The following is a 24,456-nucleotide window of genomic DNA, read 5'->3' as shown; positions in this document are numbered from 1 at the left end:
AACAAATAGTGCTGTGCGGTATTAAATTAGGGCGTCACGTTTTCAATTAGCACGCTGGTGTAATCAATATCACATCTGAGAAACGGTTAATTTTATGTCACCTTCCCGTCCCGGTTTCTCCTGTAGTTGGTTGCCTTACCTGTTGGTATTGCCCCAACTGGCCATTACCGCTGTTTTCTTCCTGTGGCCTGCCGGGGAGGCGCTGTGGTACTCGGTACAAATGTTGGACCCTTTTGGTCTCTCCAATAAATTTGTCGGGTTGAGTAACTTTATTCAGCTTTTTCAGGATGAATACTATTTGGCTTCGTTTTATACCACGCTGATTTTTAGCTCGTTGGTGGCTGGTATTGGTTTGATTGTTTCGCTGTTTCTGGCCGCCATGGTGGATTACGTTCTGCGCGGCAGCCGTATCTATCAAACCTTAATGATTCTGCCGTATGCGGTGGCCCCTGCTGTCGCTGCTGTATTGTGGATTTTCCTGTTCAATCCGGGGCTGGGGTTGATAACACATTTCCTTGCCACATTGGGTTACAACTGGAACCACGCGCAAAACAGCGGGCAGGCCATGTTCTTGGTGGTGTTGGCTTCAGTATGGAAGCAAATCAGTTATAACTTCCTGTTTTTCCTTGCCGCGCTGCAATCCATTCCGCGCTCATTGGTTGAAGCCGCTGCTATTGACGGCGCCGGACCAGTACGCCGCTTCTTTAATCTGGTGCTGCCGCTGATTTCACCGGTCAGTTTCTTCCTGCTGGTGGTGAATCTGGTCTATGCCTTCTTCGATACTTTCCCCGTTATCGATGCGGCGACGGGCGGTGGGCCGATGCAAGCCACGACGACCCTGATTTATAAAATTTATCGCGAAGGCTTTGCTGGCCTGGACTTATCTAGCTCTGCCGCTCAGTCGGTGGTGCTGATGTTACTGGTGATTGGCCTGACGGTTATCCAGTTCCGTTTTGTTGAACGTAAGGTGCGTTACCAATGATTGAGAATCGTCGTGGGCTGGACATTTTTTGTCACGTCATGCTGATTATCGGCGTGTTACTGATCCTGTTCCCACTGTATGTGGCTTTTGTTGCCGCGTCGCTGGATGACACCCAAGTGTTTCAGGTGCCGATGACCCTGATCCCCGGGCCCTATTTGTGGCAGAACATCAGTCACATCTGGCATGCCGGAGTGGGGAATAACAGTGCACCGTTCGGGTTGATGCTGTTTAACAGTTTTGTGATGGCATTTGCGATTACTGTTGGCAAAATCACCGTGTCGATGTTGTCTGCTTATGCCATCGTTTACTTTCGTTTCCCGCTACGTAACCTGTTTTTTTGGTTGATTTTTCTGACACTGATGCTGCCGGTGGAAGTGCGTATTTTCCCAACAATTCAGGTGATTGCGAACCTGAATATGCTCGACAGTTATACCGGGTTGACCCTGCCGCTGATGGCGTCAGCCACTGCAACGTTCTTATTCCGCCAGTTCTTTATGACCCTGCCCGATGAGCTATTGGAAGCGGCGCGCATTGACGGTGCCGGGGCGATGCGCTTTTTTTGGGATATCGTATTGCCACTATCTAAAACTAATTTGGCCGCGCTGTTTGTGATCACTTTTATCTATGGTTGGAACCAATATCTTTGGCCAATTTTGATTACCAGCGATACCTCTATGGGCACCGCGGTGGCTGGGATAAGGAGCATGATCTCTAGCTCAGGTGCGCCAACCCAATGGAATCAGGTGATGGCAGCGATGATCCTGACTTTAATTCCACCGGTCGCGGTGGTCCTTCTGATGCAGCGTTGGTTTGTACGCGGCCTGGTAGACAGTGAGAAGTAATCTGATATGGCATGTTTAAAACTTCAGGCAGTAACCAAATCTTATGACGGCGTCACGCCAGTGATTAAACAAATTGATTTAGATGTCGCCGACGGTGAATTCATCGTAATGGTTGGCCCTTCTGGCTGTGGTAAATCGACGCTGCTGCGTATGGTTGCTGGATTGGAGCGCACCACCAGTGGTGATATCTATATTGATAATCAGCGGGTTACCCATATGGAACCCAAAGATCGTGGCATCGCGATGGTGTTTCAGAACTACGCGCTGTATCCCCACATGAGTGTGTTTGACAACATGGCTTATGGCCTAAAAATTCGTGGTTTTGGCAAAGAGCAGATCCGCCAGCGAGTGGATGAAGCCGCACGTATTCTGGAACTGCAACCGCTACTAAAACGTAAACCGCGTGAACTATCTGGCGGCCAGCGGCAGCGGGTGGCAATGGGGCGGGCCATTGTGCGTGAACCGGCGGTTTTCTTGTTTGATGAGCCACTTTCCAATCTGGATGCCAAACTGCGGGTGCAGATGCGCCTTGAGCTGCAACAGTTGCACCGCCGACTAAAAACCACCAGTCTATATGTGACCCATGATCAGGTTGAGGCGATGACATTGGCTCAGCGGGTGATTGTGATGAATAAAGGGGTTGCCGAACAAATTGGTACGCCAAGCGAGGTTTACCAACGGCCAGCGACACTGTTTGTGGCCAGTTTTATCGGTTCACCGGCGATGAACCTGTTAGCTGGCACTGTCAGCCCAGATGGGCACGCCTTTATTTTATCTGATAGCCTAACTCTGCCGTTGGAACAGCCTCGGCCACAATGGGCGGATCGGCGCTTGACCCTCGGCATTCGCCCGGAGCATATTCAGCAGGTAACTTCGGCGCAGGGTATACCGATGCCACTATTGACGCTGGAATTGTTGGGTGCAGATAATCTGGCACATGGTCAGTGGGGTGGACAGAGTGTTATTGCCCGCCTATCCCACGAGGAAATGCCTGTGGTGGGCAGTACATTACATTTATATTTACCACCAACGGCGCTGCACTTTTTTGATTCAGATAGCGGACTACGGATGGAATCATGAGTAAAAACTGGCCTTACCCTTCGATCGTCGCTCACCGCGGTGGTGGTTCACTGGCACCGGAAAACACCTTAGCAGCCATTGATGTTGGCGCTCGTTATGGCCACAAGATGATTGAGTTTGACGTAAAATTATCGCACGACGGCCAGATATTTCTATTGCATGACGATACGCTGGAACGCACCAGTAATGGCTGGGGAGTTGCCGGTGATTTGTCATGGGAAAAACTTTTTCAATTAGATGCCGGAGACTGGTATAGCACAGCATTTCGTGGTGAGCGCCTGCCTCTTTTATCCGAAGTGGCAGCTCGCTGTGCACAGCATGATATGGCTGCTAATATCGAGATTAAACCCACCACTGGCACTGAAATAGCCACTGGCCGAGCTATTGCACTGGCTGCCCGCTTGTTGTGGCAAGGTCAGGCGATACCGCCGTTATTGTCCTCTTTTTCGTTTGATGCATTAGCTGCAGCCCAGCAGGCCGCACCTGAGCTGCCACGTGGTTTATTGTTGGATAAATGGGATGACAACTGGCAGGCGATGACCCGTCAGTTGGATTGTGTCTCTTTGCACATTAACTACAAACAGTTGACCGCGGAGCGAGTAGCGTTACTCAAAGCCGCCGGGCTGCGTATTTTGGTCTATACCGTCAACCAACCAGCGCGTGCGCAGGAATTGTTAAAGTGGGGCGTTGACTGTATCTGTACTGACCGTATAGATTTGATATGCCCTCGTCCTTGAAGCTACAGGGGGTTAGCTTGCTGCATACCTACCTGTAACTCCAATGACTTTGATATAAATAAAACAGGAAACAGAGTAGGTCAGTCATTCTTACATTTACGGGCTGACCTGGCCCGGCTTGACAGGAAGTGAACCATGCCCGCCTTTGTTATTTCGCTCTGGCACCAGATTGTGTTGTCTTCACCGTTATTTGTGCTGCTTGCGCTGGGTTACTGTTTGGTACGATTTGGTAAGTGGCCCTCTGCCATAACTGATGGCCTGACCCGCTTTGTTTTCTCCCTCGCATTGCCCGCTATGCTGTTTCGTATGATGTGCGATTTCTCTGAGCGCCCAGCGGTGGATGCACGCCTGCTGATTGCCTTTTTTGGTAGTTGTCTAGTGGTGTTTGTTATCGGGCGGATTGTTGCCAGCCGGATATTTCATCTGGATGGCGTGTCCGGTTCCGTTTTTGCCCTCGGCGGCATTTTCTCTAATAACGTGATGCTGGGCCTGCCTATTGCCACCATTATGTTGGGGGAGAAATCTATCCCAGCAGTGGCGCTGGTTTTGGTGTTTAACGGCCTGATCCTCTGGACATTAGTCACCATCTCGGTGGAGTGGGCGCGCAATGGCTCGCCAACACTGGAGGGCTTTGCGAAAACTGCTCGTAGCGTGCTGACTAACCCTCTGATTATAGGAATTATTTCCGGCACTTTATTCAGCCTGACTGGTCTGCAATTACCGCAGTTTATTGATCAACCTGTAACCATGTTAGGGCAGGTAGCACCGCCGTTGTCGCTGATTGTATTGGGAATGGGGCTGGCGGAATATCGCGTCACGGAAGGCTGGCAAATCAGCAGTGCGATCTGTTTTCTCAAATTGATTGTTCAGCCGATGGTGATCTGGGCATTGGCATGGGCGATGGGCCTGCCAGCGCTGGAAACGCAGGTGGTGGTATTACTGGGGTCAATGGCTACCGGCGTGAATGTGTATCTGATGTCACGCCAGTTTAATGTACTGACTGGCCCAGCCGCCGCCAGTTTGGTGATGTCTACAGTGCTTGCCGCGGTCACAACACCGTTAATCCTGACCATTATCGGCGTGGGAATGTAACTCTTAGGTGATTATTGGAATAGTACCTGAGATGAAGATAGTTCGACTGGGTTAAATACGAGCAGATGTAAACCTAGTTTGTGCAAAGTTGCGTTGTGGCTTCCGCTACAATTGCACTTTATCATTCTCAATGAGCCAAACTATCGTGTTGTTACTGGTCGTTACCACCATTTTATGGGCATTTTCATTTAGCCTGATTGGCGAATATCTGGCAGGACAGGTGGATAGTTGGTTCTCTGTGCTAATGCGGGTTGGGCTAGCCGCGCTGGTCTTTTTGCCGTTCTTGCGCTGGAAAAACATCCACTGGCGGGTGATTCTGCTGTACATGGCCGTGGGCTCAATTCAGTTAGGTATCATGTACTTGTTCAGCTTCCGTGCCTATCTCTACCTGACGGTACCGGAATTCTTGCTGTTCACGGTGATGACCCCGCTGTATGTCACTTTGATCTATGATTTACTGCGCCGCCAGCGTCTGCGCTGGGGCTATGCTCTGAGTGCGTTACTGGCAGTAGTCGGGGCGGCTATCATTCGCTACGACCATTTGAGCGAGCATTTTTGGTGGGGGTTACTGCTGGTTCAGGTGGCAAACCTCTGTTTTGCCATCGGACAAGTGGGCTACAAACGCTTGATGGAAGTCCACCCGATCCCACAGCATGTGGCATTCTCATGGTTCTATATTGGTGCTTTCGCCGTCGCGGTTGTTGCCTGGTTTGCCTTTGGTAACCCACAAAAACTACCCACGACGCAATTGCAGTGGGGCGTGTTGGTGTGGCTGGGCGTCGGGGCTTCTGCGCTAGGTTATTTCATGTGGAACTATGGCGCGACACAAGTCGATGCTGGCACCTTGGGGATCATGAATAACGTGCATGTTCCGGCTGGGCTGCTGGTGAATCTGGCGATTTGGCAAGAAAAGCCCCATTGGCCCAGTTTTATCATTGGGGCCATTGTGATAATGGCTTCGCTATGGGTACACCGGCGTTGGGTCGCTCCGCATTCTTTACAAACGGCAGACTCTCGCAAGCGTGTTGCCGGGCCGAACGAATAAAAGCTTCAGTAACCGGTTGGCGCTGCTCTCCATCACGGACGGCCGCGTATAACCGGCTCCATAAACCATTTCCCAGCGTTTTAGTGACGACCAATCCCTGACGTTCGAAACTCTCTACCACCCAATGTGGTAGGGCGGCGATCCCCATGCGTGCTGACACCATTTGAATCAGTAGCAAAGTATTATCCACATTCTTCAGCGGCGGATTTACCCCCGCGGGTTGCAGGAAATGCCGCCAGACATCTAACCGTTGCCGCTGTACCGGATAAATCATTAACACTTCTTGCGCTAAATCTTCCGGCTCGATGCGGGCCTTATTGGCTAATGGGTGGTCTGGTGCCAGCACCAGACGCACCTCAAAATCAAACATTGGCGAATAGTGCAGACCACTGCGCGGCAAGATATCTGATGTCAGCACCAGATCCAGCTCCCCTTGCTGCAAGGCGGGTTGAGGATCGAAAGTCACGCCTGATTGGAAGTCCATCGCCACTTGCGGCCAGTTTTTGTGGAAGTTATCCAAGGCAGGTGCCAGCCACTGAATACAGCTATGGCATTCGATGGCGATGCGCAGCGCAGTTTGGTGCGGCTCATTGCAGGTTTGCAGTGCCTGTTTAATTTGTGGCAGCACTTGTTCTGCGAGTTGTAACAAGATCTCTCCCTGCGTAGTGAAACGTAGCGGCTGGCTTTTACGCACAAACAGACGGTAGCCCAGACGTTGTTCCAGATCGCTGAATTGATGAGACAAGGCCGATTGTGTCTGATGAAGTTGCGTTGCCGCCGCCGCCAGCGAGCCGGTATTACGCAAAGCTTGCAGGGTGCGTAAGTGTTTCAGTTCGATCATGAGAGTCCTTCACAGTGACAGTGAACAAAATGCGCTTGTGGATTATACAGTACCTGCTGATTATGGATGTGTAAACATCTGGATGGCTAAATGGGAAATATGACGATGACAATTTTAAATCACACACTGGGTTTTCCGCGTGTAGGTCTGAAACGTGAACTGAAAAAAGCACAAGAAAGTTACTGGGCAGGCAACTCCACGCAAGAAGAACTGCTCAATGTGGGTCGTGAATTGCGCGCCCGCCATTGGCAACAGCAGCAGCAAGCAGGTATTGATTTGGTGCCGGTCGGTGACTTCGCGTGGTATGACCATGTATTAACCACCAGCCTGCTGTTGGGCAACGTCCCAGAGCGCCATCAAAATACGGATGGTTCTATTGATTTGGATACGCTCTTCCGTATTGGCCGTGGCCGTGCACCAACCGGTAAGCCTGCGGCAGCGGCGGAAATGACTAAATGGTTTAACACCAATTATCACTACATGGTGCCAGAGTTCCAACTAGGTCAGCAGTTCAAACTGGGCTGGACTCAACTGCTGGATGAGGTGGACGAAGCGCTGGCATTAGGTCACAAAATCAAACCAGTATTGCTGGGCCCGGTAACGTATCTGTGGCTGGGTAAAGTTAAAGGCGAGCAGTTTGACCGTCTCTCTCTGCTGCAAGATATCCTCCCGGTGTACCAACAAGTGCTGGCTGAATTAGCGAAACGTGGTATTGAGTGGGTACAGATTGACGAACCTGCACTGGTACTGGAGTTACCACCAGAGTGGCTGGGCGCTTATCAGTCGGCTTATCAGGCGCTGGAAGGCAAAGTTAAATTGTTGCTGACCACCTATTTCGACAGCATCGGCCATAACCTTGACGTTATTCGTGAGTTGCCAGTGCAAGGTCTGCATGTTGATGTGGTTGCAGGCAAAGATGATATTGCTGTTCTGGATGCAAAATTGCCAAAAGGGTGGCTGCTCTCGCTGGGGGTGATTAATGGCCGTAACGTGTGGCGTGCTGACCTTAGCAACTGGTTCGAGCGCCTGCAACCACAGGTTAATGGTCGCCCATTATGGTTGGGTAGCTCTTGCTCCTTATTACACAGCCCGATTGATTTAAGTGAAGAAACACGTCTTGATGCAGAAGTGAAAAGCTGGTTTGCCTTTGCGCTGCAAAAATGCGCTGAACTGGCATTATTAACACAAGCATTAAACGCGCCGAGCGAAGCCAAACTGGCCGAGTTAGCTGCGTACAGTGCGCCGATCCGTGCCCGTCAATCCTCCAGTCGTGTTCATAATACGCAGGTGGAGCAACGTCTGGCGGCCATTACTGCACAGGATATTGAACGCCAACTGCCTTATGAAGGCCGCGCTGAAGCGCAGCGTAAGCGCTTTAACTTACCGGCCTGGCCAACCACCACTATCGGTTCATTCCCGCAAACTACTGAGATCCGTGGCCTGCGTCTGGACTTCAAGCAAGGCCGTTTGGATGGGAAAAACTACCGCACAGGTATCAGCGAACATATCAAGCAAGCCATTGCTGAACAGGAGCGTTTAGGTCTGGACGTATTGGTTCATGGTGAAGCAGAACGTAATGATATGGTTGAATATTTTGGCGAACATCTGGATGGATTCGTTTTTACCCAAAATGGTTGGGTGCAGAGCTACGGTTCCCGTTGTGTTAAGCCGCCAGTGATTATTGGTGACATCAGCCGCCCGCAAGCTATCACGGTTGAATGGGCCAAATATGCTCAATCGCTGACGGACAAACCAGTAAAAGGCATGTTGACCGGCCCGGTCACTATCCTGTGTTGGTCATTCCCGCGCGAAGATGTTAGCCGTGAAACCATCGCCAAACAAATTGCACTGGCGCTGCGTGATGAAGTGGAAGATCTGGAGAAAGCCGGTATTGGTATCATCCAGATTGATGAGCCTGCGCTGCGTGAAGGCTTACCCCTGCGCCGTGCCGATTGGCAAGCGTATCTACAATGGGCCGTCGATGCCTTTAAACTGAATGCGGCTGTCGCGCAGAATGACACCCAGATTCATACTCATATGTGTTATTGCGAGTTTAATGACATCATGGATTCCATTGCTGCGCTGGATGCCGATGTGATTACCATTGAAACCTCTCGCTCCGATATGGAATTGCTCGAGTCATTCGAAGATTTTGCTTATCCGAATGAAATTGGGCCCGGCGTTTATGATATTCACTCACCGAATGTGCCAAGTGTGGAGTGGATTGAAGCATTACTACGTAAAGCCGCTCAACGTATCCCGGCAGAACGTTTGTGGGTTAACCCGGATTGTGGTTTGAAAACCCGTGGTTGGCCAGAAACCCGTCAGGCACTGGCAAACATGGTACTGGCTGCGCAGCGTTTGCGTGCAGAACAACTCTGATGCTATCTCAGTCTAATCGTTAAATTCTGGGCGCATCTCGCGCCCTTTTTATTGCCGTTATTTCACTTATTCAGATATGGGATTGGCGGCAACACCATGTTGATCAAACCAATCGAGCATCCGCTGCCAGCCATCCAGTGCGGATTCGGCGTGATAACTTGGGCGGTAGTCAGCATTAAAAGCATGCCCGGCATCTGGATAAACAATGATTTCTGCATCGGCATTTGCTGCACGCAACGCCTGACGCATAGTATCGATATGTTCTTGCGTAATACTGCCATCTTTACCGCCATACAACCCCAGCACCGGAGCACTGAGATCGACCGCGATATCCACCGGAGATTTGGGTAACAGTAAGGTTTTTTCACCAACCAGTTTGCCATACCAAGCCACTGCCGCTTTTAACTGTGGGTTATGGGCCGCATACAACCACGCAATCCGCCCACCCCAACAAAATCCGGTAATGGCCAGTTTACTGGTATCCCCGCCATGGCGTGATGCCCAATGTGCCGCATGATCAAGATCTACCATAACCTGACGGTCTGGTACTTTACCCACCAGGTTTTTCACTAATGCATTGATATCATCATATTCTTTGGCATCGCCTTGCCGGAAGAACAGCTCAGGGGCAATTGCCAGATACCCCTGTTTCGCTAGTCTGCGGCAGATATCCTGAATATGTTCATGCACGCCAAAAATTTCTTGCACGACAATAACCACCGGATATGGCCCATTTTGCTGGGCCGGTTTGGCAATATAGGCCGGTAATTCATCGCCCTGAGACGGAATGGTGGTTTCCCCGCAGTGAATGCCTTGTTGATCGGTATGGCGGATCGTCGAGGCCAGTGGGTCTACCGCAGGGGTGAAACCGCCTGCCGCCTGCCGGAGAGTCATAAGTTGATCAGTTTTCACTGTAGTCTCCTTGCGATATGAGGAAAAACCTCTGGTTTAATTACCTATTGCGCCCTGTTTTTTGCTGTTGCCGAGTTTAACTATAGGTAATCTTTGAGATTAATGAGATCAGGTTTTTTGTAATTATAATTTTTGGTGATTCATATCTTGAATTTTATAACTCAGACTAATAGTTGATAGAGTTTAACAATCGATAGAAGTTAGCAATTGATAGCAGGATATTGGTCTATCATTCCTGCTTATAGAGAAATATACCTTTCGTACTTGGCGTTGCAGTGGTGTTAGCTACAACTGTAATCAGCTTGGGTATAATTGTCATTTCTCGCCAGCTTTGTCTAAAAAATAGTCTTAACTGCCATTAAATGTGATTTTTGTCACATTTAAAATGTATCGTGTAATTCATTTCTTTTGGCAAGGTGACTGTCATCACGAAATAAAGTGATAATTTTGAGTAAAGTATTTCTTTGCACCTCCCTACAACATCTCTCATGAAAGAGGACTCTCACACATGGCTAAATCTGACGTTTTTCACTTGGGCCTGACTAAAAATGATCTGCAAGGGGCGACTCTGGCTATCGTTCCGGGTGATCCACAGCGTGTTGAGAAAATCGCTAAATTGATGGATAACCCAGTACATTTGGCCTCTCATCGTGAATTTACTTCGTGGCGCGCCGAATTGGATGGCAAAGCAGTGATCGTCTGCTCAACGGGTATCGGTGGCCCATCGACTTCTATTGCGGTTGAAGAGCTGGCACAGCTTGGTGTACGGACTTTCCTACGTATTGGTACCACTGGTGCTATTCAGCCACATATTAATGTTGGTGATGTGTTGGTTACCACCGCCGCTGTACGTTTAGACGGAGCCAGCCTGCACTTTGCGCCGATGGAGTTCCCAGCAGTGGCTGACTTTACCTGCACCACTGCATTAGTTAATGCTGCCAAATCAGTGGGGGCGACTACTCATATTGGTGTGACCGCCTCTTCCGATACCTTCTATCCGGGGCAGGAGCGTTATGACACCTTCTCTGGTCGTGTTGTCAGCCGTTTTAAAGGCTCCATGGAAGAATGGCAATCTATGGGCGTGATGAATTATGAAATGGAATCTGCAACCTTGCTCACCATGTGTGCCAGCCAGGGCTTGCGCGCCGGCATGGTCGCAGGGGTAATTGTAAACCGCACCCAGCAAGAGATCCCAAACGAAGAAACTATGAAAGCGACTGAAAGTGACGCGGTGAGAATTGTGGTAGAAGCAGCTCGTCATTTGATCTAGGCCCGCCGTCTGAGCTAATAGCGACGATTGGCGAGTCAACAAACTGTCTGTTATCGGGTCAGTCTTCTGGCCCGTTTTTTATTTTTCCGGTTTATCTGCTAAGGTCATCACTCTTATAAAGAACAATAATAAGAGGAAAATATGACGAAAACTGCTCTATCCCATCCCTCCCTAATCGCACTTGATGGCGGTATTAATTTTCGTGACCTTGGCGGTAATCAGGCTGCTGATGGGCGGCGTATCAAGCGCGGATTGCTGTTCCGCTCAGGTTCACTCGACCGCTTAAGTACCAGAGATTGTGATTTCCTCAGTAGTGGCTCCGTCGCTCAAATTCTTGATTATCGCGATGCCGATGAAGTTCAGGCTAAACCAGATGTGGTGTGGACTGGCGCCAGTTATCACAATATTCCGGCCAACCCGCTGAGCAGTGAAGTCAATGCCAATTTGGAAAAACTGACTAACGAGACATTAGCGGCATTTGATGCCCGTGGTTTTATGTTAGAGCTTTATCGCCGGCTGCCTTTTAATAATCAAGCCTATAAACAACTGGTTGGATTGTTGCAAAATTGCGCATCTTCGGAGCATGCTGCTGCGGGTGTGGTACAACATTGTGCTGTCGGGAAAGACCGTACTGGTATTGGTTCTGCACTGGTGTTATTTGCCTTGGGTGCCGATGAATCGACGGTATTGGAAGATTATCTGTTGACTGAAACCACTCTGGCCCCTTTCCGTGAGCATATGCTGGCAGAGTTGGCACTCAAACTGAATGACCAAGCGTTAGGGCAATTCGCTTTTGTCTTATCGGCCAAAGAAGAGTTTATTCAAACTGCTCTGCGTAGTATTCAACAGCGTTATGGTAGTCGTGAACAGTGGTTGCAACAGGAGTTCGGCCTGGGTAGCGCTGAGCGCAAAAAGTTACAGTCCTATTTTTTAGAGTAGTGGTTTATCTACCCGCACTCTTTCTGATCTTTATGATATTGAGTCACCACTGGGTGGCTCTTTTTAACCGCTTAATGATACAAACTACCGCTTAACCAGATCGCTGATATTTCTCTTAGGGGTCAGGCGTATGTTAACGCCTGACAAATTCCCTGGAGAGAATGCTCATGCAACATGCGATTACCTTTGTTATCGCTTCAGCGTGTATCCTTATGATCTGCTACCGTTTATACGGTATCTTTTTTGTTCGTAAGGTTTTGCGCGTCGATGACAGTGAAGTAACACCTTCCCACACCTTCGAAGATGGTAAAGATTACGTTCCAACTAAAAAATGGGTGAACTTTGGTAGCCACTTTGCGGCAATCGCTGCGGCTGGTCCATTGGTCGGCCCTGTGCTGGCAGCCCAATATGGTTATTTACCTGGTTTTCTGTGGTTGCTGATCGGTTGTGTGATCGGCGGCGCGGTTCACGATACGGTTGTGTTGTTTGCTTCCATGAAACATCAGGGGAAATCCCTGTCGGAAGTGGCAAAATCAGAGCTTGGTCCGGTTGCTGGCTGGTGTACCGGTCTGGCAATGTTGTTCATCATTACTATTACCATGGCCGGGTTGTCGATGGTGGTGGTACATGCACTGGAACGTAACCCTTGGGGTACTTTCGCCGTGTTCATGACAATCCCTATCGCTATCTGCGTTGGCTTATGGGAGCGCATGACTGGCAGCATGAAGGGCGCTTCTTATGTCGGTATCGCTGCTATCATGGTGTGCGTATTTGTCGGCCCTTATATTGAAGGAACCTGGCTGGGCGATTGGTTAATGCTGAAAGCGGATACCGTCAGTATCATCCTGCCAATGTATGCTTTCTTTGCGACCGCCCTCCCTGTGTGGATGCTATTAACCCCTCGTGGTTATCTTTCCAGCTTTATGAAGATCGGTGTATTCGGTGCGTTGATTGTTGGAGTTGTATTTATTAACCCTGAAATTCAATTCCCGGCATTGACCCAGTTTATTCATGGTGGAGGCCCGGTGTTGGCAGGCCCAGTCTGGCCGTTTATCTCTATTACCATTGCCTGTGGTGCCATTTCTGGTTTCCATGCCTTTATCGGCTCAGGGACAACACCAAAACAGATCGACAAATGGAGTGATATCTTACCCGTCGGCTTTGGTGCGATGCTGGCCGAATGTATGGTTGGGGTTATGGCCTTGATCGCGGCAACCTCCTTGCATCCTGCTGACTACTTTGCGATTAACTCTTCCGCTGAAGCCTGGAGCATGCTCGGTATGGAAGTGGTGAACTTGCCAAAACTGAGTCAGGAAATTGGCCTGGATCTCTATGGTCGTACCGGTGGTGCGGTAACCTTAGCTGTTGGTATGACGGATATCTTCATTCGTGTGCCATGGTTCAGCAGTCTGGCGGCTTACTTCTTCCAATTTGTTGTTATGTTTGAAGCGGTATTTATTCTGACTGCTGTTGACTCCGGCACGCGTGTTGCTCGTTATCTGCTGCAAGACTTCTTAGGTGATATTTGGGCACCACTGAAACGTACTGATTGGTTACCAGGTACATTGGCATGCAGTGTTATTGCCTGCGCACTGTGGGGTTACCTGCTTAACTCAGGTGATATCAACTCTGTCTGGGCGTTATTCGGCGTATCAAACCAATTAATGGCTTCTGTTGGTTTAATCATTGGTGCCACTATTATTCTGCGGTTGGCAACCAAACGTATTTACATGCTGACCTGTGTTATTCCACTGGCCTATCTGTTTGTAACCGTAAACTATGCTGGTTACTGGATGATCACTCACGTGTATTTCAACTCAGCAGCTAAGGGCTACAATCTGTTCAATGGCATCATCTCGATTATTATGATGACACTGGGCGTCATTATCCTGATATCAGCACTGAAAAAATGGCGTGAATTGTGGATCCGCCGCTCTGCTGAAATGGCTGGCAATAAAGTAGTGACGGCTAACGCCTGATATCTTTGATTCATTGTATTAACCTGCACTCTTTCTTACTTGAAGTTGCAGTGTGGCTAGTGGCTCCGGCTTAAACGAATCACTGATTTGAGTCAGATTATTAGGATTCGTTCGTTGGCAGCCTTGCTGTAACGGCAATGATCTTGAGTCTATAAACGGTCGGAATCTTCCGGCCGTTTATTTTTTGTTAAACAAAGATCACGACACATTGGGTATGCTAATAGCAACTATGTTGCTAACAGGAAAATGCATGTGACCCTGAATGATGTCATTACTATCGTTATCGATTTTGTTCGTGAACACGAAGCATGGGCGATTCCTATCGTCTTTATTCTGGCTTTTGGTGAGTCCCTCGCCTTTCTTTCTTTACTGCTACCTGCAACGGTTATCTTGCTCGGATTGGGGGCGCTAATCGGTGAAAGTGGTATCTCTTTCTGGCCCATTTGGGCCGCTGCTGCGGCAGGTGCTTTCTTTGGCGACTGGCTCTCCTATTGGGTTGGTGTCCATTACAAAGACCGAGTAGGCACTTTGTGGCCACTTTCTCGCAATCCTCAGTTACTCGTTCGTGGCCATGCATTCTTTGAGCGTTGGGGATTCTTTGGCGCGTTTATTGGCCGCTTCTTTGGCCCACTACGCGCAGTTGTTCCTTTGGTTGCCGGGATCTGTGCTATGCCAAAGTTCTACTTTCAGTTAGCCAACATCACTTCCGCTCTAATTTGGGCCTTCGGTATTCTGGCTCCGGGCGCGTTCGGCATTCAATGGCTATCTCACTGGATAGATTAAGTACGTAAGTGGCACGCCGTTCGTCAATGGATAGCTGTTTTAACCTATTTGGGGTCGCAAGGTGAGCGTTTTTTGGACTGTGTGTTATTTATGCGCACAGCTTCGCAAGATGGCATGTAACGGAAAAACACTCTGGACATCCATACAGTATCCCCTTACCTTGACTGACAATAGGTTAATGGGGAGATAACCGTGGATATCAGTTTATTTTATGGACTGGCAGGCTGCCTTATCGGTGGACTTATTGGTTGGCTAATTGCCAGCTTGTACCAGCAACGGAATAAAGCGCAACAGGATATAGAACGGCGATTACTAGAGCAGTCCTTACAGCAGGCGCAGCAGAATATTGTCGAGCTACAAACTGCTTTACAGCGCAATGAGCAGCAATTACGGCAAGATGAATTGGAACAACGTAGTTTGCACAGCCAATTGGCAGCAAATGCTGAAAAACTGCAACAGTTAGCTCATTGGCGTAATGAATGTGATCAACTCAATCAAGAACTCCGTGCTCAAAGAGAAGTGAATAGCGCCCAAGAGGCGGAACTGCGCGAAGTCACTATCCGTTTGGAAGAAACACGTCTGACTGGCGAGGAAAAACAGCGACTTCTCATTAACAGTGAACAGCGGCTGACCACACAATTCGAAAATCTGGCGAACCGCATCTTTGAACAAACTGGCCGTCGTGCGGACGAACAAAATAAACAAAGTCTGGACCGCTTATTACTGCCTTTACGGGAACAGTTGGATGGTTTCCGCCGTCAGGTTCAGGATAGCTTTGGACAGGAAGCCAGAGAGCGCCACACGCTGACCCATGAAATACGCAGTCTGCAACAATTGAATGCTCAAATGGCGCGAGAAGCACTAAACCTGACTAAAGCACTGAAAGGTGATAATAAAACGCAGGGGAACTGGGGGGAAGTCGTTCTGGCTAAAGTGCTTGAAGCTTCTGGGCTGCGTGAAGGTTATGAGTATCAAACTCAGGTAAGTGTAAAGCTTGATAGCAACAGTCGTATGCAGCCAGATGTCATTGTGCGCTTACCACAGGGTAAAGATGTGGTGATTGACGCTAAAATGTCGTTGGTTGCATATGAGCGCTATTTTAATAGCGAAGATGACGCAGAGCGGGAAGTAGCACTCAATGAGCATTTATCATCGCTGCGCGCCCATATTAGAATGTTAGGCCGTAAGGATTACCAACAACTTCCGGGGTTGCGGTCGCTTGATTATGTATTGATGTTTATTCCGGTGGAACCTGCATTTCTGGTGGCCATTGATCGCCAGCCAGAGTTGATAAGTGAAGCACTACAGCACAATATTATGTTGGTTAGCCCGACAACATTGCTGGTGGCTTTGCGGACGATTACTAATTTATGGCGTTACGAGCATCAAAGCCAGAATGCACAGCGTATTGCCGATAGGGCAGCCAAACTCTATGACAAGTTGCGCTTATTTGTTGATGATATGGAGTCGTTGGGGCAAAGCCTCGATAAAGCGCACCTAAGTTATCGTCAGGCAATGAACAAACTGTCGCAAGGCCGTGGTAACCTGATTGGGCAAGTAGAAAGTTTTCGCACTCTGGGGGTCGAGGTAAAACGGCCTATTAGCCCATTACTGGCAGAAAGAGCCAGCGCTGAGCATCAACCAGAAGGCGATTTAGCGCTATCTGATGATGCTGAGTCAGAGACATATCCAAAGCAATCAGGATTGCAGTAAGGCAACATGAGTGGCACCGCTGAGTTAGCTTATAATCAGTGACGCGGATGAGAGCTACTAATGCCGCTGTAGTTTTGTGTAAGAAGGATATAAATGATTCGGCACCGCTGAAGTATCAGGGTTAGTTGCATGGTCCTCTTCTGTATGATGTTGAGAATACTGCGAATAAGCAGTTACCTTAATACCAGGTGAGGTGGGGCTTTCATCGGAGTTCTGGTACACTTCCTCGAAAGATTGACTGAAAAGCAGGCACAGAAAATGGTAGATCAGGAGAAGGAAACCACTCATTTTGGTTTCCGCACCGTAGCCAAAGAACAGAAAGAAGGCATGGTGGCAGAAGTTTTTCATTCCGTAGCCGCCAAATACGATCTGATGAATGACCTGATGTCGTTCGGTGTTCACCGTATTTGGAAGCGTTTTACCATTGACTGTAGTGGTGTTCGGCGCGGTCAACGGGTATTAGATCTGGCGGGTGGCACCGGAGATTTAACGGCCAAGTTCTCTCGCCTTGTGGGTGAGCAGGGTGAAGTGGTTCTGGCTGATATCAATGAATCGATGTTGCGTATGGGTAGAGAAAAGCTACGTGACAAAGGTATTGTAGGTAATGTCAGTTATGTGCAGGCTAATGCTGAGGCTTTACCTTTCCCTGATAATTACTTTGATTGTATTACCATTTCATTTGGCCTGCGAAATGTAACCGAAAAAGAAAAAGCCTTACGCTCTATGTTTCGGGTATTAAAGCCCGGTGGTCGTTTGTTGGTTCTCGAATTCTCCAAACCACTTCTGGAACCTTTGAGCAAAGCCTACGATGCTTATTCCTTCCATATTTTGCCCAAGATTGGCGAACTTGTGGCCCAGGACTCTGAAAGTTACCGTTATTTAGCGGAGTCTATTCGGATGCACCCCGATCAAGAAACGCTGAAAGGCATGATGGTAGATGCCGGGTTTGAAAACGTAACCTATTCCAATTTAACCGGTGGCATTGTTGCGTTACATCGGGGCTTTAAGTTTTAACAGGAATATGGCTATGCCGCTAAAATCACTGATATCTAAATCCTTCTCACTGAAACCTATGTTGCTGTCGCAACTCATTACTGCTGCGATAGAAACATCATTAAACAGTGTGCTGTTTCGCGATAAAAGCATGAAGGCTGCACGTTTACGCTTGGTAGGGAAAGTCCTGCGGATCGAGTTACGTGAGATCAATTTTCCTTTGCTGTTGGTATTTAGTGAACGGCAGGTTGACGTGTTAAGTCAATGGGATGGTGATGCTGATTGCATCGTTAAAACGGAAGTTGCTGTGTTGGCAAAATTGCGGGATCGCCAGCAACTTTCACCTTTGATGCGTAGCGGTAAACTGATTGTTGAAGGCGATATACAAGTGGTTCAGCAAGTTGTCGCGCTTTTGGATCTTGCTGAGTGGGATCCGGCTGAGTGGCTGGCGCCCTATATCGGTGATATTGCCGCGGAAACCATCGGGCAGGTTGTGCATAAAAGTAGCTATTTTCTGAGTGGGCAATTGCAGCAGCAACAACACTATCTGGCTGAAGCAATAACCGAAGAATGGAAAGTGGCTCCAGCACCGCTGGAAGTGGTGTGGTTTAACGAAGAGGTTGATGCCACAGCCCGTGCAACTGAGGCATTGAATGCCAGATTGGCAACCATGGAGAAAAAATAATGACGCCAGGAGAACTTCGGCGCCTGTATCTAATTATTCGGGTTTTCTTGAGCTACGGGTTAGATGAGTTAATCCCGAATATCCGTTTGACGTTACCACTACGTATTGGCCGTCATCTGTTTTTCTGGTTGCCGAATCGACATAAAGATAAGCCATTGGGTGAGCGTTTACGCCTTGCCTTACAAGAATTAGGACCAGTCTGGATCAAATTTGGTCAGATGATGTCTACTCGCCGTGATCTCTTCCCACCGGAAATTGCCGATCAACTTGCCCTATTACAAGACCGGGTTGCTTCATTTGATGGCGCACTCGCACGAAAGTATATTGAAATAGCAATGGGTGGGCCATTAGAAACCTGGTTTGACGATTTTGATCAGCAAGCTTTGGCCTCCGCCTCAATTGCTCAGGTACATACGGCGCGTTTAAAAGAGAACGGTCAGGAAGTGGTCCTGAAAGTGATTCGCCCTGATATCTTGCCGATTATCAAAGCAGATGTGCGCTTGATGTACCGGCTGGCTGGCTGGGTACCTAAGTTGTTGCCTGATGGACGTAGATTACGGCCACGCGAAGTGGTGCGTGAATACGAAAAAACCCTGCTTGATGAGCTGAACCTGCTGCGTGAGGCAGCTAATGCTATCCAATTACGTCGTAATTTTGAAAACAGCCCAATGCTCTATATTCCCGAAGTCTATTCCGATTATTGCCGGGAAAGTGTATTGGTGATGGAGCGTATTTACGGCATTCCGGTATCTGATATTACGGCTTTAGAAAGCCAAGGTACCAATATGAAGTTGCTGGCCGAACGTGGGGTTCAAGTCTTCTTCACCCAAGTTTTTCGTGACAGTTTTTTCCATGCAGATATGCATCCGGGGAATATTTTTGTCAGCTATGAGCATCCTCATGATCCACTTTACATCGGTATTGACTGCGGTATTGTAGGCTCACTGAACAAAGCAGATAAGCGCTATCTGGCTGAAAACTTTATTGCTTTCTTTAATAGGGATTATCGGCGGGTTGCGGAACTGCACGTTGATTCAGGCTGGGTTCCCCGTGATACCAATGTTGAGGATTTTGAGTTCGCTATTCGCACTGTTTGTGAACCCATTTTTGAAAAACCACTGGCCGAAATATCGTTTGGACATGTGTTGTTGAATCTCTTTAACACTGCGCGCCGCTTTAATATGGAAGTGCAGCCACAGTTGGTTCTGCTACAAAAAACCTTATTGTATGTCGAAGGCTTGGGTCGTCAGTTGTATCCTCAGCTTGATCTCTGGACAACAGCGAAACCGTTCCTGGAAAGCTGGCTACGGGATCAAGTCGGTCTGCCTGCTGTTATCCGGGCATTGAAAGAAAAGGCACCTTTTTGGGCAGAAAAATTTCCTGAGTTGCCGGAATTGGTTTACGACAGCTTGCAGCAACATAAATTATTACAGCAAAGTGTTGATAAACTAACCACCCAGATGCAAGGTCAGCAACAACGTCAGGGTCAGTCACGGTATTTGTTCGGTATTGGCGCTACACTATTAGTCAGTGGTACCATTTTATTTTTGGCGGATGCGGTAGAAATCTCTACGGGATGTATTATCGCAGGCGCATTGGCTTGGTTTATCGGTTGGCGACGAACCAGTTAATTTGTTTATTGCTAAGAGTGCCGGTTAATGGGCGAGAGCATAGCTTGGGCGTTATGTATGAGTGTTATGTAAAAGTTGTTCAAGAAGTCATTCATCAGTTAAAAACGCTATGCGCGAGTTCAAAATGCGGTAAGTTAGATTAGTATCCAAAGAGGCAGTATGACGTATAATGCGGCCCTCTGTGGAATAACCCCTGTAATATAGAGGTGAATGTGATGGGCGGTATAAGTATTTGGCAGTTGTTAATCATTGCCGTGATTGTCGTTCTGCTGTTTGGCACGAACAAACTGCGGACTTTGGGGTCAGACCTGGGTGCATCCATCAAAGGCTTTAAAAAGGCAATTGGTGATGATCCACAGACTCCTCCAACTAACACTGATAAAACCAGCAATGATGCTGATTTTGCAAAATCGATTACTGAAAAACAGCAGCCGGTAGTTAAAGCTGAAGAGTCTAAGAGTCACGACAAAGAGCAGGGATAAGCTGTGTTCGACATCGGGTTTAGTGAACTGCTGCTGGTACTTGTGATCGGCCTAGTCGTGCTTGGGCCGGAAAGATTACCGGTTGCTGTAAGAACGGTTGCCGGTTGGATTCGTACACTACGTTCACTGGCGGCAACCGTACAAAACGAGTTGGCACAAGAACTTAAGATTCAAGAGTTGCAAGACAGCCTGAAAAAAGCAGAACAGGCTGGCTTGCAGAATCTGACACCGGAGTTGAAAGCTTCGATGGATGAACTTAAGGAAGCCGCAGAAGCGCTGAAACGTTCTTATCACTCAGACGTTAGCTCCCAGGCACCGCATACTATCCATAATCCACTGGTGACTGAGCCGGAAGCGATTCATGATGGTGTTACGCCTGCGGAGTCCGCAACTCAAGTTTCGGCATCACCGCAAATTCCTGATGTCGATAATGCGGGCGCGTTGGTGACAATTAAACCAACTGTTGAAACTGTGCCTGCTGGCGTTGAGAAACCCGTAGTTCAGGTTGAGGAATCTGTTAAGCCTATTCCTACTGTAGCCGGGGATCTTGTGACTGTTACGAATCCATCCGTAACCAAGGTCCAAACTACCGCAACTGACTCCCATAGCACTGATTCATTCAGTACTGAACAATCTCGAACTCACCAACCTGGCGGCGATCGGTAAACATGGCTGTTGATGATACCCAACCCTTAATCACTCATTTGATAGAACTGCGTAAGCGGCTATTGAATTGCATAATCACTATTTTGGTGGTTTTTCTGGTATTGGTATTTTTTGCCAATGATATTTATCACTTGGTATCAGCACCGTTAATCAAACAGTTGCCCGCCGGTGCCAGTATGATCGCAACAGATGTTGCATCGCCTTTCTTTACCCCGATTAAATTGACCATGATGGTCTCGGTATTTGTTTCCGCACCGATGATCCTTTATCAGGTGTGGGCTTTCATTGCCCCAGCGTTATATAAGCATGAACGCCGTCTGATGGTGCCGCTGCTTATCTCCAGCAGCCTATTGTTTTATCTGGGTATGGCATTTGCTTACTTTGTGGTTTTCCCGTTAGCTTTTGGTTTTTTTGCCAAAACAGCACCGGAAAGCGTGCTGATTGCCACGGATATCACTAAATACCTTGATTTTGTTATGGCGCTCTTTATGGCTTTTGGTATTTCTTTTGAAGTCCCAATTGCGATAATTCTACTGTGCTGGGCAGGGGTTACAACGCCCGAGGCATTGAAGAAAAAACGCCCTTATGTATTTGTCGGCGCTTTTGTTGTCGGCATGCTTCTCACCCCGCCAGATGTGCTGTCTCAGACATTATTGGCGATCCCGATGTATCTGCTATTTGAGGTTGGGGTGTTCTTTGCTCGTTTTTATACGGGTAAGCAACGCCGGGTAGATATTGACGAAGAGGATGAAGAAGCGGATAGCCATCCGAAAGTGCCTTAAATCTGTGGGTATATGCCTGGATATTTTAGCCGCCCTTTGAGGCGGCTTCTGTTTTGGAACGTTCATGTTTGATATTGGTGTGAATTTAACCAGCGCGCAATTTGCCAAAGATTACGATCAAGTGGTCAACAGAGCCAAAAATGCTGCAGTTACCGGTATGCTTATTACTGGTACTGATGCTGAAGAAAGCCAGGCAGCACTGGAGCTTACCCTTGCCTATCCCGGCTACTGCTGGTCAACTGCGGGTGTTCATCCCCATCAGGCGAGTTGTTGGCAAATAGATGTTGAACAGCAAATCAGATTATTAGCAGCGAATGCGGCAGTAGTCGCTATTGGTGAATGCGGACTGGATTTTAACCGCAATTTTTCTACTCCAGTAGCACAAGAAGTCGCATTTACAGCACAGCTGGCGCTGGCTGCCGAACTCGAACTGCCGGTATTTTTACATTGCCGCGATGCCCACGAACGTTTCATTGCCTTGCTTGCGCCTTGGCTAGATAAGCTCCCCGCTGCGGTTGTGCATTGTTTTACTGGCACGGCTGATGAGTTGGACTCTTGTCTGGCATTAGGCTTATCTATTGGTATTACCGGTTGGGTGTGCGATGAGCGTCGTGGTCTTGAGCTGCGGGCGTTACTGCCACGTATTCCTGTTCAGCAATTGTTGCTACCCCTATTTATTGCCAAGGGATTTACATCCTAAGCCGGCATCCCGCCGCAATGAACCCTGCTTTCTACCCCATATCGTACAGCAGGTTGCTGTCTGGCGACAAGAAGACCCTAAATGGCTGGGGCAGAAAACTGATGAAAACGCCCGCCGGATTTTCCGGTTGGTTTGAGTTAGGAGAACAAGATGAGCTATGCATTTCCGGGCACCTTCCCTGGTCGCCGTATGCGCCGTGTGCGCCGTCATGATTTCAGTCGTCGTCTGGTCGCAGAGAATCAGCTGACAGTCAATGATCTGATCTATCCGGTGTTTGTTATGGAGGGGACCAACCAGCAGCAAGCCGTCCCGTCAATGCCGGGTGTTTCACGTATGACGATCGATCTGCTAGTGAAAGAAGCTGAGGCCATAGCTAAGCTAGGTGTGCCGGTCATATCGCTGTTTCCAGTTATTGAATCTAGCTTGAAATCATTACATGCCGAAGAAGCCTATAATCCGAATGGCTTAGTACAAAGAACCGTGCGTGCGTTAAAGGACGCAGTACCAGAGTTAGGTATCCTTACTGATGTTGCTCTCGATCCTTATACAACCCACGGGCAAGATGGGGTAATTGATACCGATGGTTATGTCATTAATGACATAACTAAAGAGATTTTAGTCCGTCAGGCGTTATCACACGCCGAGGCTGGTGCCGAGATTGTCGCGCCAAGCGACATGATGGATGGACGCATCGGTGCAGTGCGCGATCAACTAGAGCTACAAGGGTTGGTGAATACGCAAATTATGGCCTATTCAGCGAAATATGCGTCTTGCTACTATGGCCCATTCCGTGATGCCATTGGCTCTAGCAGTAATCTGAAAGGTGGGAATAAGAAAACCTATCAGATGGACCCGGCCAACAGTGATGAGGCTTTACAAGAGATTGCTCAGGACTTGCAGGAAGGTGCTGATATGGTAATGGTTAAGCCGGGGATGCCATATTTGGATGTGGTACGTAGGGTGAAAGATACCTTTGGTGTGCCGACCTTCGCCTATCAGGTGTCAGGCGAATATGCTATGCATATGGCTGCCTTCCAGAATGGCTGGCTGCAAGAGAAACCAACCGTTATGGAGTCTCTGTTGTGCTTTAAGCGTGCCGGTGCTGATGGGGTATTAACTTATTTCGCCAAGCAAGTCGCACAATGGTTACATGACGATCATATGCAACGTTAAGCCATGGGGATGGTTGTTGATAAGGTAGGTACCGAGCGTGCCTACCTTGGCAGATATATTATTGCTTTTCGAATTGACGATTATCCAAACTTTGCATCACTTGGCTATTAAGCATGTTCAGTAACAACATTGAGCGCGCTTCACCGTCTGGTTCAGTATAAATCGCCTGTAACCCAGCAAAAACACCCTCAGTGATCGTCACGATATCGCCTGGAACCGGCACCTCTGGAGCAATGATTTTATCCGTTGTATGAGATTGCATCTCGGCAATAACAATTGCTGGGATCACCGCGGGTTGTGCGCCAAAACGGACGAAGTGGCTTACACCACGTGTTGCGCTGATTGTTGTGGTGTGAATATGTTCAGGATCGAACTCCACAAACAGATAGTTAGGGAATAAGGGCTCAGTCGCCTCAATGCGTTTCCCTCGCACTATCTTTTCGATAGTCACTATCGGTGTCCAGCAATCCACAGTTTGCCGCTCTAAATGTTCTTTGGCGCGCAAAAGCTGACCACGTTTACAATATAATAAATGCCAGTGTTTCATAATTTCACATGCCTTTAAGTACTACTTGGCAGCATAACAAAAGTAGAAGGATATATATAGAGAGGAAGAATACATCAGTCAGGATATATAGTTTGTTATACAAAGATTTAGTCTATTTTATATCGACAAAATCATATTTGTACTGATGATAATTAGCGATAAATTGCAGCATGATATTTTTTTGAGTGAGCCTGTATTCA

Annotated in this window: 22 protein-coding genes and 1 pseudogene; 20 read left to right on the top strand and 3 right to left on the bottom strand. The window is 48.3% G+C overall.

The genetic code is table 11. From position 1 onward, the window contains the following. The first annotated feature begins 94 nt into the window (after positions 1–94). From ugpA to V1955_RS20830, 6 genes are all read left to right on the top strand, one after another. The gene (gene ugpA / locus V1955_RS20855; protein ID WP_442821359.1) at positions 95–982 is read left to right on the top strand and encodes a sn-glycerol-3-phosphate ABC transporter permease UgpA; all 888 of its coding nucleotides are present in this window, start codon (positions 95–97) and stop codon (positions 980–982) included. Next, positions 979–1,824 carry a sn-glycerol-3-phosphate ABC transporter permease UgpE gene (gene ugpE / locus V1955_RS20850; protein ID WP_442821358.1) on the top strand — a complete coding sequence of 282 codons (846 nt, stop codon included), beginning with the start codon at positions 979–981 and terminating at the stop codon, positions 1,822–1,824. Before ugpA ends, ugpE begins: the two co-directional genes overlap by 4 nt. Before the next feature lie 6 nt (positions 1,825–1,830). After that, positions 1,831–2,904, top strand: coding sequence for a sn-glycerol-3-phosphate import ATP-binding protein UgpC (locus V1955_RS20845; protein ID WP_083161994.1), 1,074 nt, complete (start codon positions 1,831–1,833; stop codon positions 2,902–2,904). Beyond that, the gene (ugpQ, locus tag V1955_RS20840; protein WP_083161996.1) at positions 2,901–3,641 is read left to right on the top strand and encodes a glycerophosphodiester phosphodiesterase; all 741 of its coding nucleotides are present in this window, start codon (positions 2,901–2,903) and stop codon (positions 3,639–3,641) included. Before V1955_RS20845 ends, ugpQ begins: the two co-directional genes overlap by 4 nt. Before the next feature lie 135 nt (positions 3,642–3,776). Further along, entirely contained in the window at positions 3,777–4,733 is a 957-nt protein-coding gene (locus V1955_RS20835) for an AEC family transporter (RefSeq protein ID WP_083161997.1), read from the top strand. A 145-nt stretch (positions 4,734–4,878) separates the two neighbouring features. Beyond that, positions 4,879–5,778, top strand: coding sequence for a carboxylate/amino acid/amine transporter (locus V1955_RS20830; RefSeq protein ID WP_442821468.1), 900 nt, complete (start codon positions 4,879–4,881; stop codon positions 5,776–5,778). Here V1955_RS20830 and metR read toward each other — a convergent pair. Then, a complete protein-coding gene (gene metR, locus V1955_RS20825; RefSeq protein WP_083161998.1) occupies positions 5,666–6,619 on the bottom strand; it encodes an HTH-type transcriptional regulator MetR in 954 nt (317 codons plus the stop codon). The two genes, V1955_RS20830 and metR, sit on opposite strands and share 113 nt — an antisense overlap. A gap of 105 nt (positions 6,620–6,724) precedes the next feature. Between metR and metE the strand changes: the two genes are divergently transcribed. Continuing rightward, positions 6,725–9,001, top strand: a complete 2,277-nt coding sequence (gene metE / locus V1955_RS20820) for a 5-methyltetrahydropteroyltriglutamate--homocysteine S-methyltransferase (protein ID WP_442821357.1) — start codon at positions 6,725–6,727, stop codon at positions 8,999–9,001. Between the two features lie 66 nt (positions 9,002–9,067). Here the strand turns inward: metE and V1955_RS20815 are convergent, their stop codons facing one another. Next, positions 9,068–9,913: a dienelactone hydrolase family protein gene (locus tag V1955_RS20815; protein ID WP_420073036.1), complete on the bottom strand. Its 846-nt coding sequence runs from the start codon at positions 9,911–9,913 to the stop codon at positions 9,068–9,070. 508 nt (positions 9,914–10,421) lie between these two features. On the opposite strand from V1955_RS20815, the gene udp reads away from it, so the two are divergent. From udp to hemB, 13 genes and pseudogenes are all read left to right on the top strand, one after another. Continuing rightward, a complete protein-coding gene (gene udp, locus V1955_RS20810; protein WP_442821356.1) occupies positions 10,422–11,183 on the top strand; it encodes a uridine phosphorylase in 762 nt (253 codons plus the stop codon). A 141-nt stretch (positions 11,184–11,324) separates the two neighbouring features. Next, a complete protein-coding gene (locus tag V1955_RS20805) occupies positions 11,325–12,122 on the top strand; it encodes a tyrosine-protein phosphatase (protein ID WP_083162000.1) in 798 nt (265 codons plus the stop codon). A 167-nt stretch (positions 12,123–12,289) separates the two neighbouring features. Next, complete coding sequence (locus tag V1955_RS20800; protein WP_372560033.1) at positions 12,290–14,101, top strand: carbon starvation CstA family protein; 1,812 nt, start codon at positions 12,290–12,292, stop codon at positions 14,099–14,101. A 252-nt stretch (positions 14,102–14,353) separates the two neighbouring features. Beyond that, positions 14,354–14,884, top strand: coding sequence for a DedA family protein (locus tag V1955_RS20795; protein ID WP_083164014.1), 531 nt, complete (start codon positions 14,354–14,356; stop codon positions 14,882–14,884). A 192-nt stretch (positions 14,885–15,076) separates the two neighbouring features. Continuing rightward, the gene (gene rmuC / locus V1955_RS20790; RefSeq protein ID WP_193784764.1) at positions 15,077–16,597 is read left to right on the top strand and encodes a DNA recombination protein RmuC; all 1,521 of its coding nucleotides are present in this window, start codon (positions 15,077–15,079) and stop codon (positions 16,595–16,597) included. 258 nt (positions 16,598–16,855) lie between these two features. Then, positions 16,856–17,611 carry a bifunctional demethylmenaquinone methyltransferase/2-methoxy-6-polyprenyl-1,4-benzoquinol methylase UbiE gene (gene ubiE, locus V1955_RS20785; RefSeq protein ID WP_083162004.1) on the top strand — a complete coding sequence of 252 codons (756 nt, stop codon included), beginning with the start codon at positions 16,856–16,858 and terminating at the stop codon, positions 17,609–17,611. A 13-nt stretch (positions 17,612–17,624) separates the two neighbouring features. Then, positions 17,625–18,275: a ubiquinone biosynthesis protein UbiJ gene (gene ubiJ / locus V1955_RS20780; protein ID WP_083162006.1), complete on the top strand. Its 651-nt coding sequence runs from the start codon at positions 17,625–17,627 to the stop codon at positions 18,273–18,275. Then, entirely contained in the window at positions 18,275–19,906 is a 1,632-nt protein-coding gene (ubiB, locus tag V1955_RS20775) for a ubiquinone biosynthesis regulatory protein kinase UbiB (RefSeq protein ID WP_442821355.1), read from the top strand. The genes ubiJ and ubiB overlap by 1 nt, the downstream gene beginning before the upstream one ends. A 215-nt stretch (positions 19,907–20,121) precedes the next feature. After that, complete coding sequence (gene tatA, locus V1955_RS20770; protein WP_083162010.1) at positions 20,122–20,388, top strand: Sec-independent protein translocase subunit TatA; 267 nt, start codon at positions 20,122–20,124, stop codon at positions 20,386–20,388. 3 nt (positions 20,389–20,391) lie between these two features. Next, positions 20,392–21,054 (top strand): Sec-independent protein translocase protein TatB, encoded by a 663-nt coding sequence (gene tatB / locus V1955_RS20765; RefSeq protein ID WP_083162012.1) that lies wholly within the window; start codon positions 20,392–20,394, stop codon positions 21,052–21,054. A gap of 2 nt (positions 21,055–21,056) precedes the next feature. After that, positions 21,057–21,836 carry a Sec-independent protein translocase subunit TatC gene (tatC, locus tag V1955_RS20760; RefSeq protein WP_083162014.1) on the top strand — a complete coding sequence of 260 codons (780 nt, stop codon included), beginning with the start codon at positions 21,057–21,059 and terminating at the stop codon, positions 21,834–21,836. Between the two features lie 64 nt (positions 21,837–21,900). After that, positions 21,901–22,672, top strand: a pseudogene (tatD, locus tag V1955_RS20755) (3'-5' ssDNA/RNA exonuclease TatD). A 14-nt stretch (positions 22,673–22,686) separates the two neighbouring features. Then, the gene (gene hemB / locus V1955_RS20750) at positions 22,687–23,709 is read left to right on the top strand and encodes a porphobilinogen synthase (protein ID WP_083162018.1); all 1,023 of its coding nucleotides are present in this window, start codon (positions 22,687–22,689) and stop codon (positions 23,707–23,709) included. A 58-nt stretch (positions 23,710–23,767) separates the two neighbouring features. On the opposite strand, the gene rfaH is transcribed toward hemB, so the two are convergent. Beyond that, a complete protein-coding gene (rfaH, locus tag V1955_RS20745) occupies positions 23,768–24,256 on the bottom strand; it encodes a transcription/translation regulatory transformer protein RfaH (RefSeq protein ID WP_083162020.1) in 489 nt (162 codons plus the stop codon). Positions 24,257–24,456: the final 200 nt, after the last annotated feature.

The sequence above is a fragment of the Yersinia sp. 2545 StPb PI genome (assembly GCF_052217125.1).
GTDB classification, from domain to species: domain Bacteria; phylum Pseudomonadota; class Gammaproteobacteria; order Enterobacterales; family Enterobacteriaceae; genus Yersinia; species Yersinia enterocolitica_E.
Note: the sequence above shows the minus strand (reverse complement) of the source record. Positions and strands in the feature narration are given on the sequence as shown.

Excerpts from the sequence above, each read along its gene's own strand:
- V1955_RS20800 (WP_372560033.1), top strand. The coding sequence starts at position 12,290 with ATGCAACATGCGATTACCTTTGTTATCGCTTCAGCGTGTATCCTTATG.
- rfaH (WP_083162020.1), bottom strand. The coding sequence starts at position 24,256 with ATGAAACACTGGCATTTATTATATTGTAAACGTGGTCAGCTTTTGCGC.
- V1955_RS20845 (WP_083161994.1), top strand. The coding sequence starts at position 1,831 with ATGGCATGTTTAAAACTTCAGGCAGTAACCAAATCTTATGACGGCGTC.
- V1955_RS20835 (WP_083161997.1), top strand. The coding sequence starts at position 3,777 with ATGCCCGCCTTTGTTATTTCGCTCTGGCACCAGATTGTGTTGTCTTCA.
- udp (WP_442821356.1), top strand. The coding sequence starts at position 10,422 with ATGGCTAAATCTGACGTTTTTCACTTGGGCCTGACTAAAAATGATCTG.
- ubiB (WP_442821355.1), top strand. The coding sequence starts at position 18,275 with ATGACGCCAGGAGAACTTCGGCGCCTGTATCTAATTATTCGGGTTTTC.
- tatA (WP_083162010.1), top strand. The coding sequence starts at position 20,122 with ATGGGCGGTATAAGTATTTGGCAGTTGTTAATCATTGCCGTGATTGTC.
- hemB (WP_083162018.1), top strand. The coding sequence starts at position 22,687 with ATGAGCTATGCATTTCCGGGCACCTTCCCTGGTCGCCGTATGCGCCGT.
- V1955_RS20805 (WP_083162000.1), top strand. The coding sequence starts at position 11,325 with ATGACGAAAACTGCTCTATCCCATCCCTCCCTAATCGCACTTGATGGC.
- ugpQ (WP_083161996.1), top strand. The coding sequence starts at position 2,901 with ATGAGTAAAAACTGGCCTTACCCTTCGATCGTCGCTCACCGCGGTGGT.
- ubiE (WP_083162004.1), top strand. The coding sequence starts at position 16,856 with ATGGTAGATCAGGAGAAGGAAACCACTCATTTTGGTTTCCGCACCGTA.
- ugpE (WP_442821358.1), top strand. The coding sequence starts at position 979 with ATGATTGAGAATCGTCGTGGGCTGGACATTTTTTGTCACGTCATGCTG.
- metR (WP_083161998.1), bottom strand. The coding sequence starts at position 6,619 with ATGATCGAACTGAAACACTTACGCACCCTGCAAGCTTTGCGTAATACC.
- metE (WP_442821357.1), top strand. The coding sequence starts at position 6,725 with ATGACAATTTTAAATCACACACTGGGTTTTCCGCGTGTAGGTCTGAAA.
- ugpA (WP_442821359.1), top strand. The coding sequence starts at position 95 with ATGTCACCTTCCCGTCCCGGTTTCTCCTGTAGTTGGTTGCCTTACCTG.
- tatC (WP_083162014.1), top strand. The coding sequence starts at position 21,057 with ATGGCTGTTGATGATACCCAACCCTTAATCACTCATTTGATAGAACTG.
- ubiJ (WP_083162006.1), top strand. The coding sequence starts at position 17,625 with ATGCCGCTAAAATCACTGATATCTAAATCCTTCTCACTGAAACCTATG.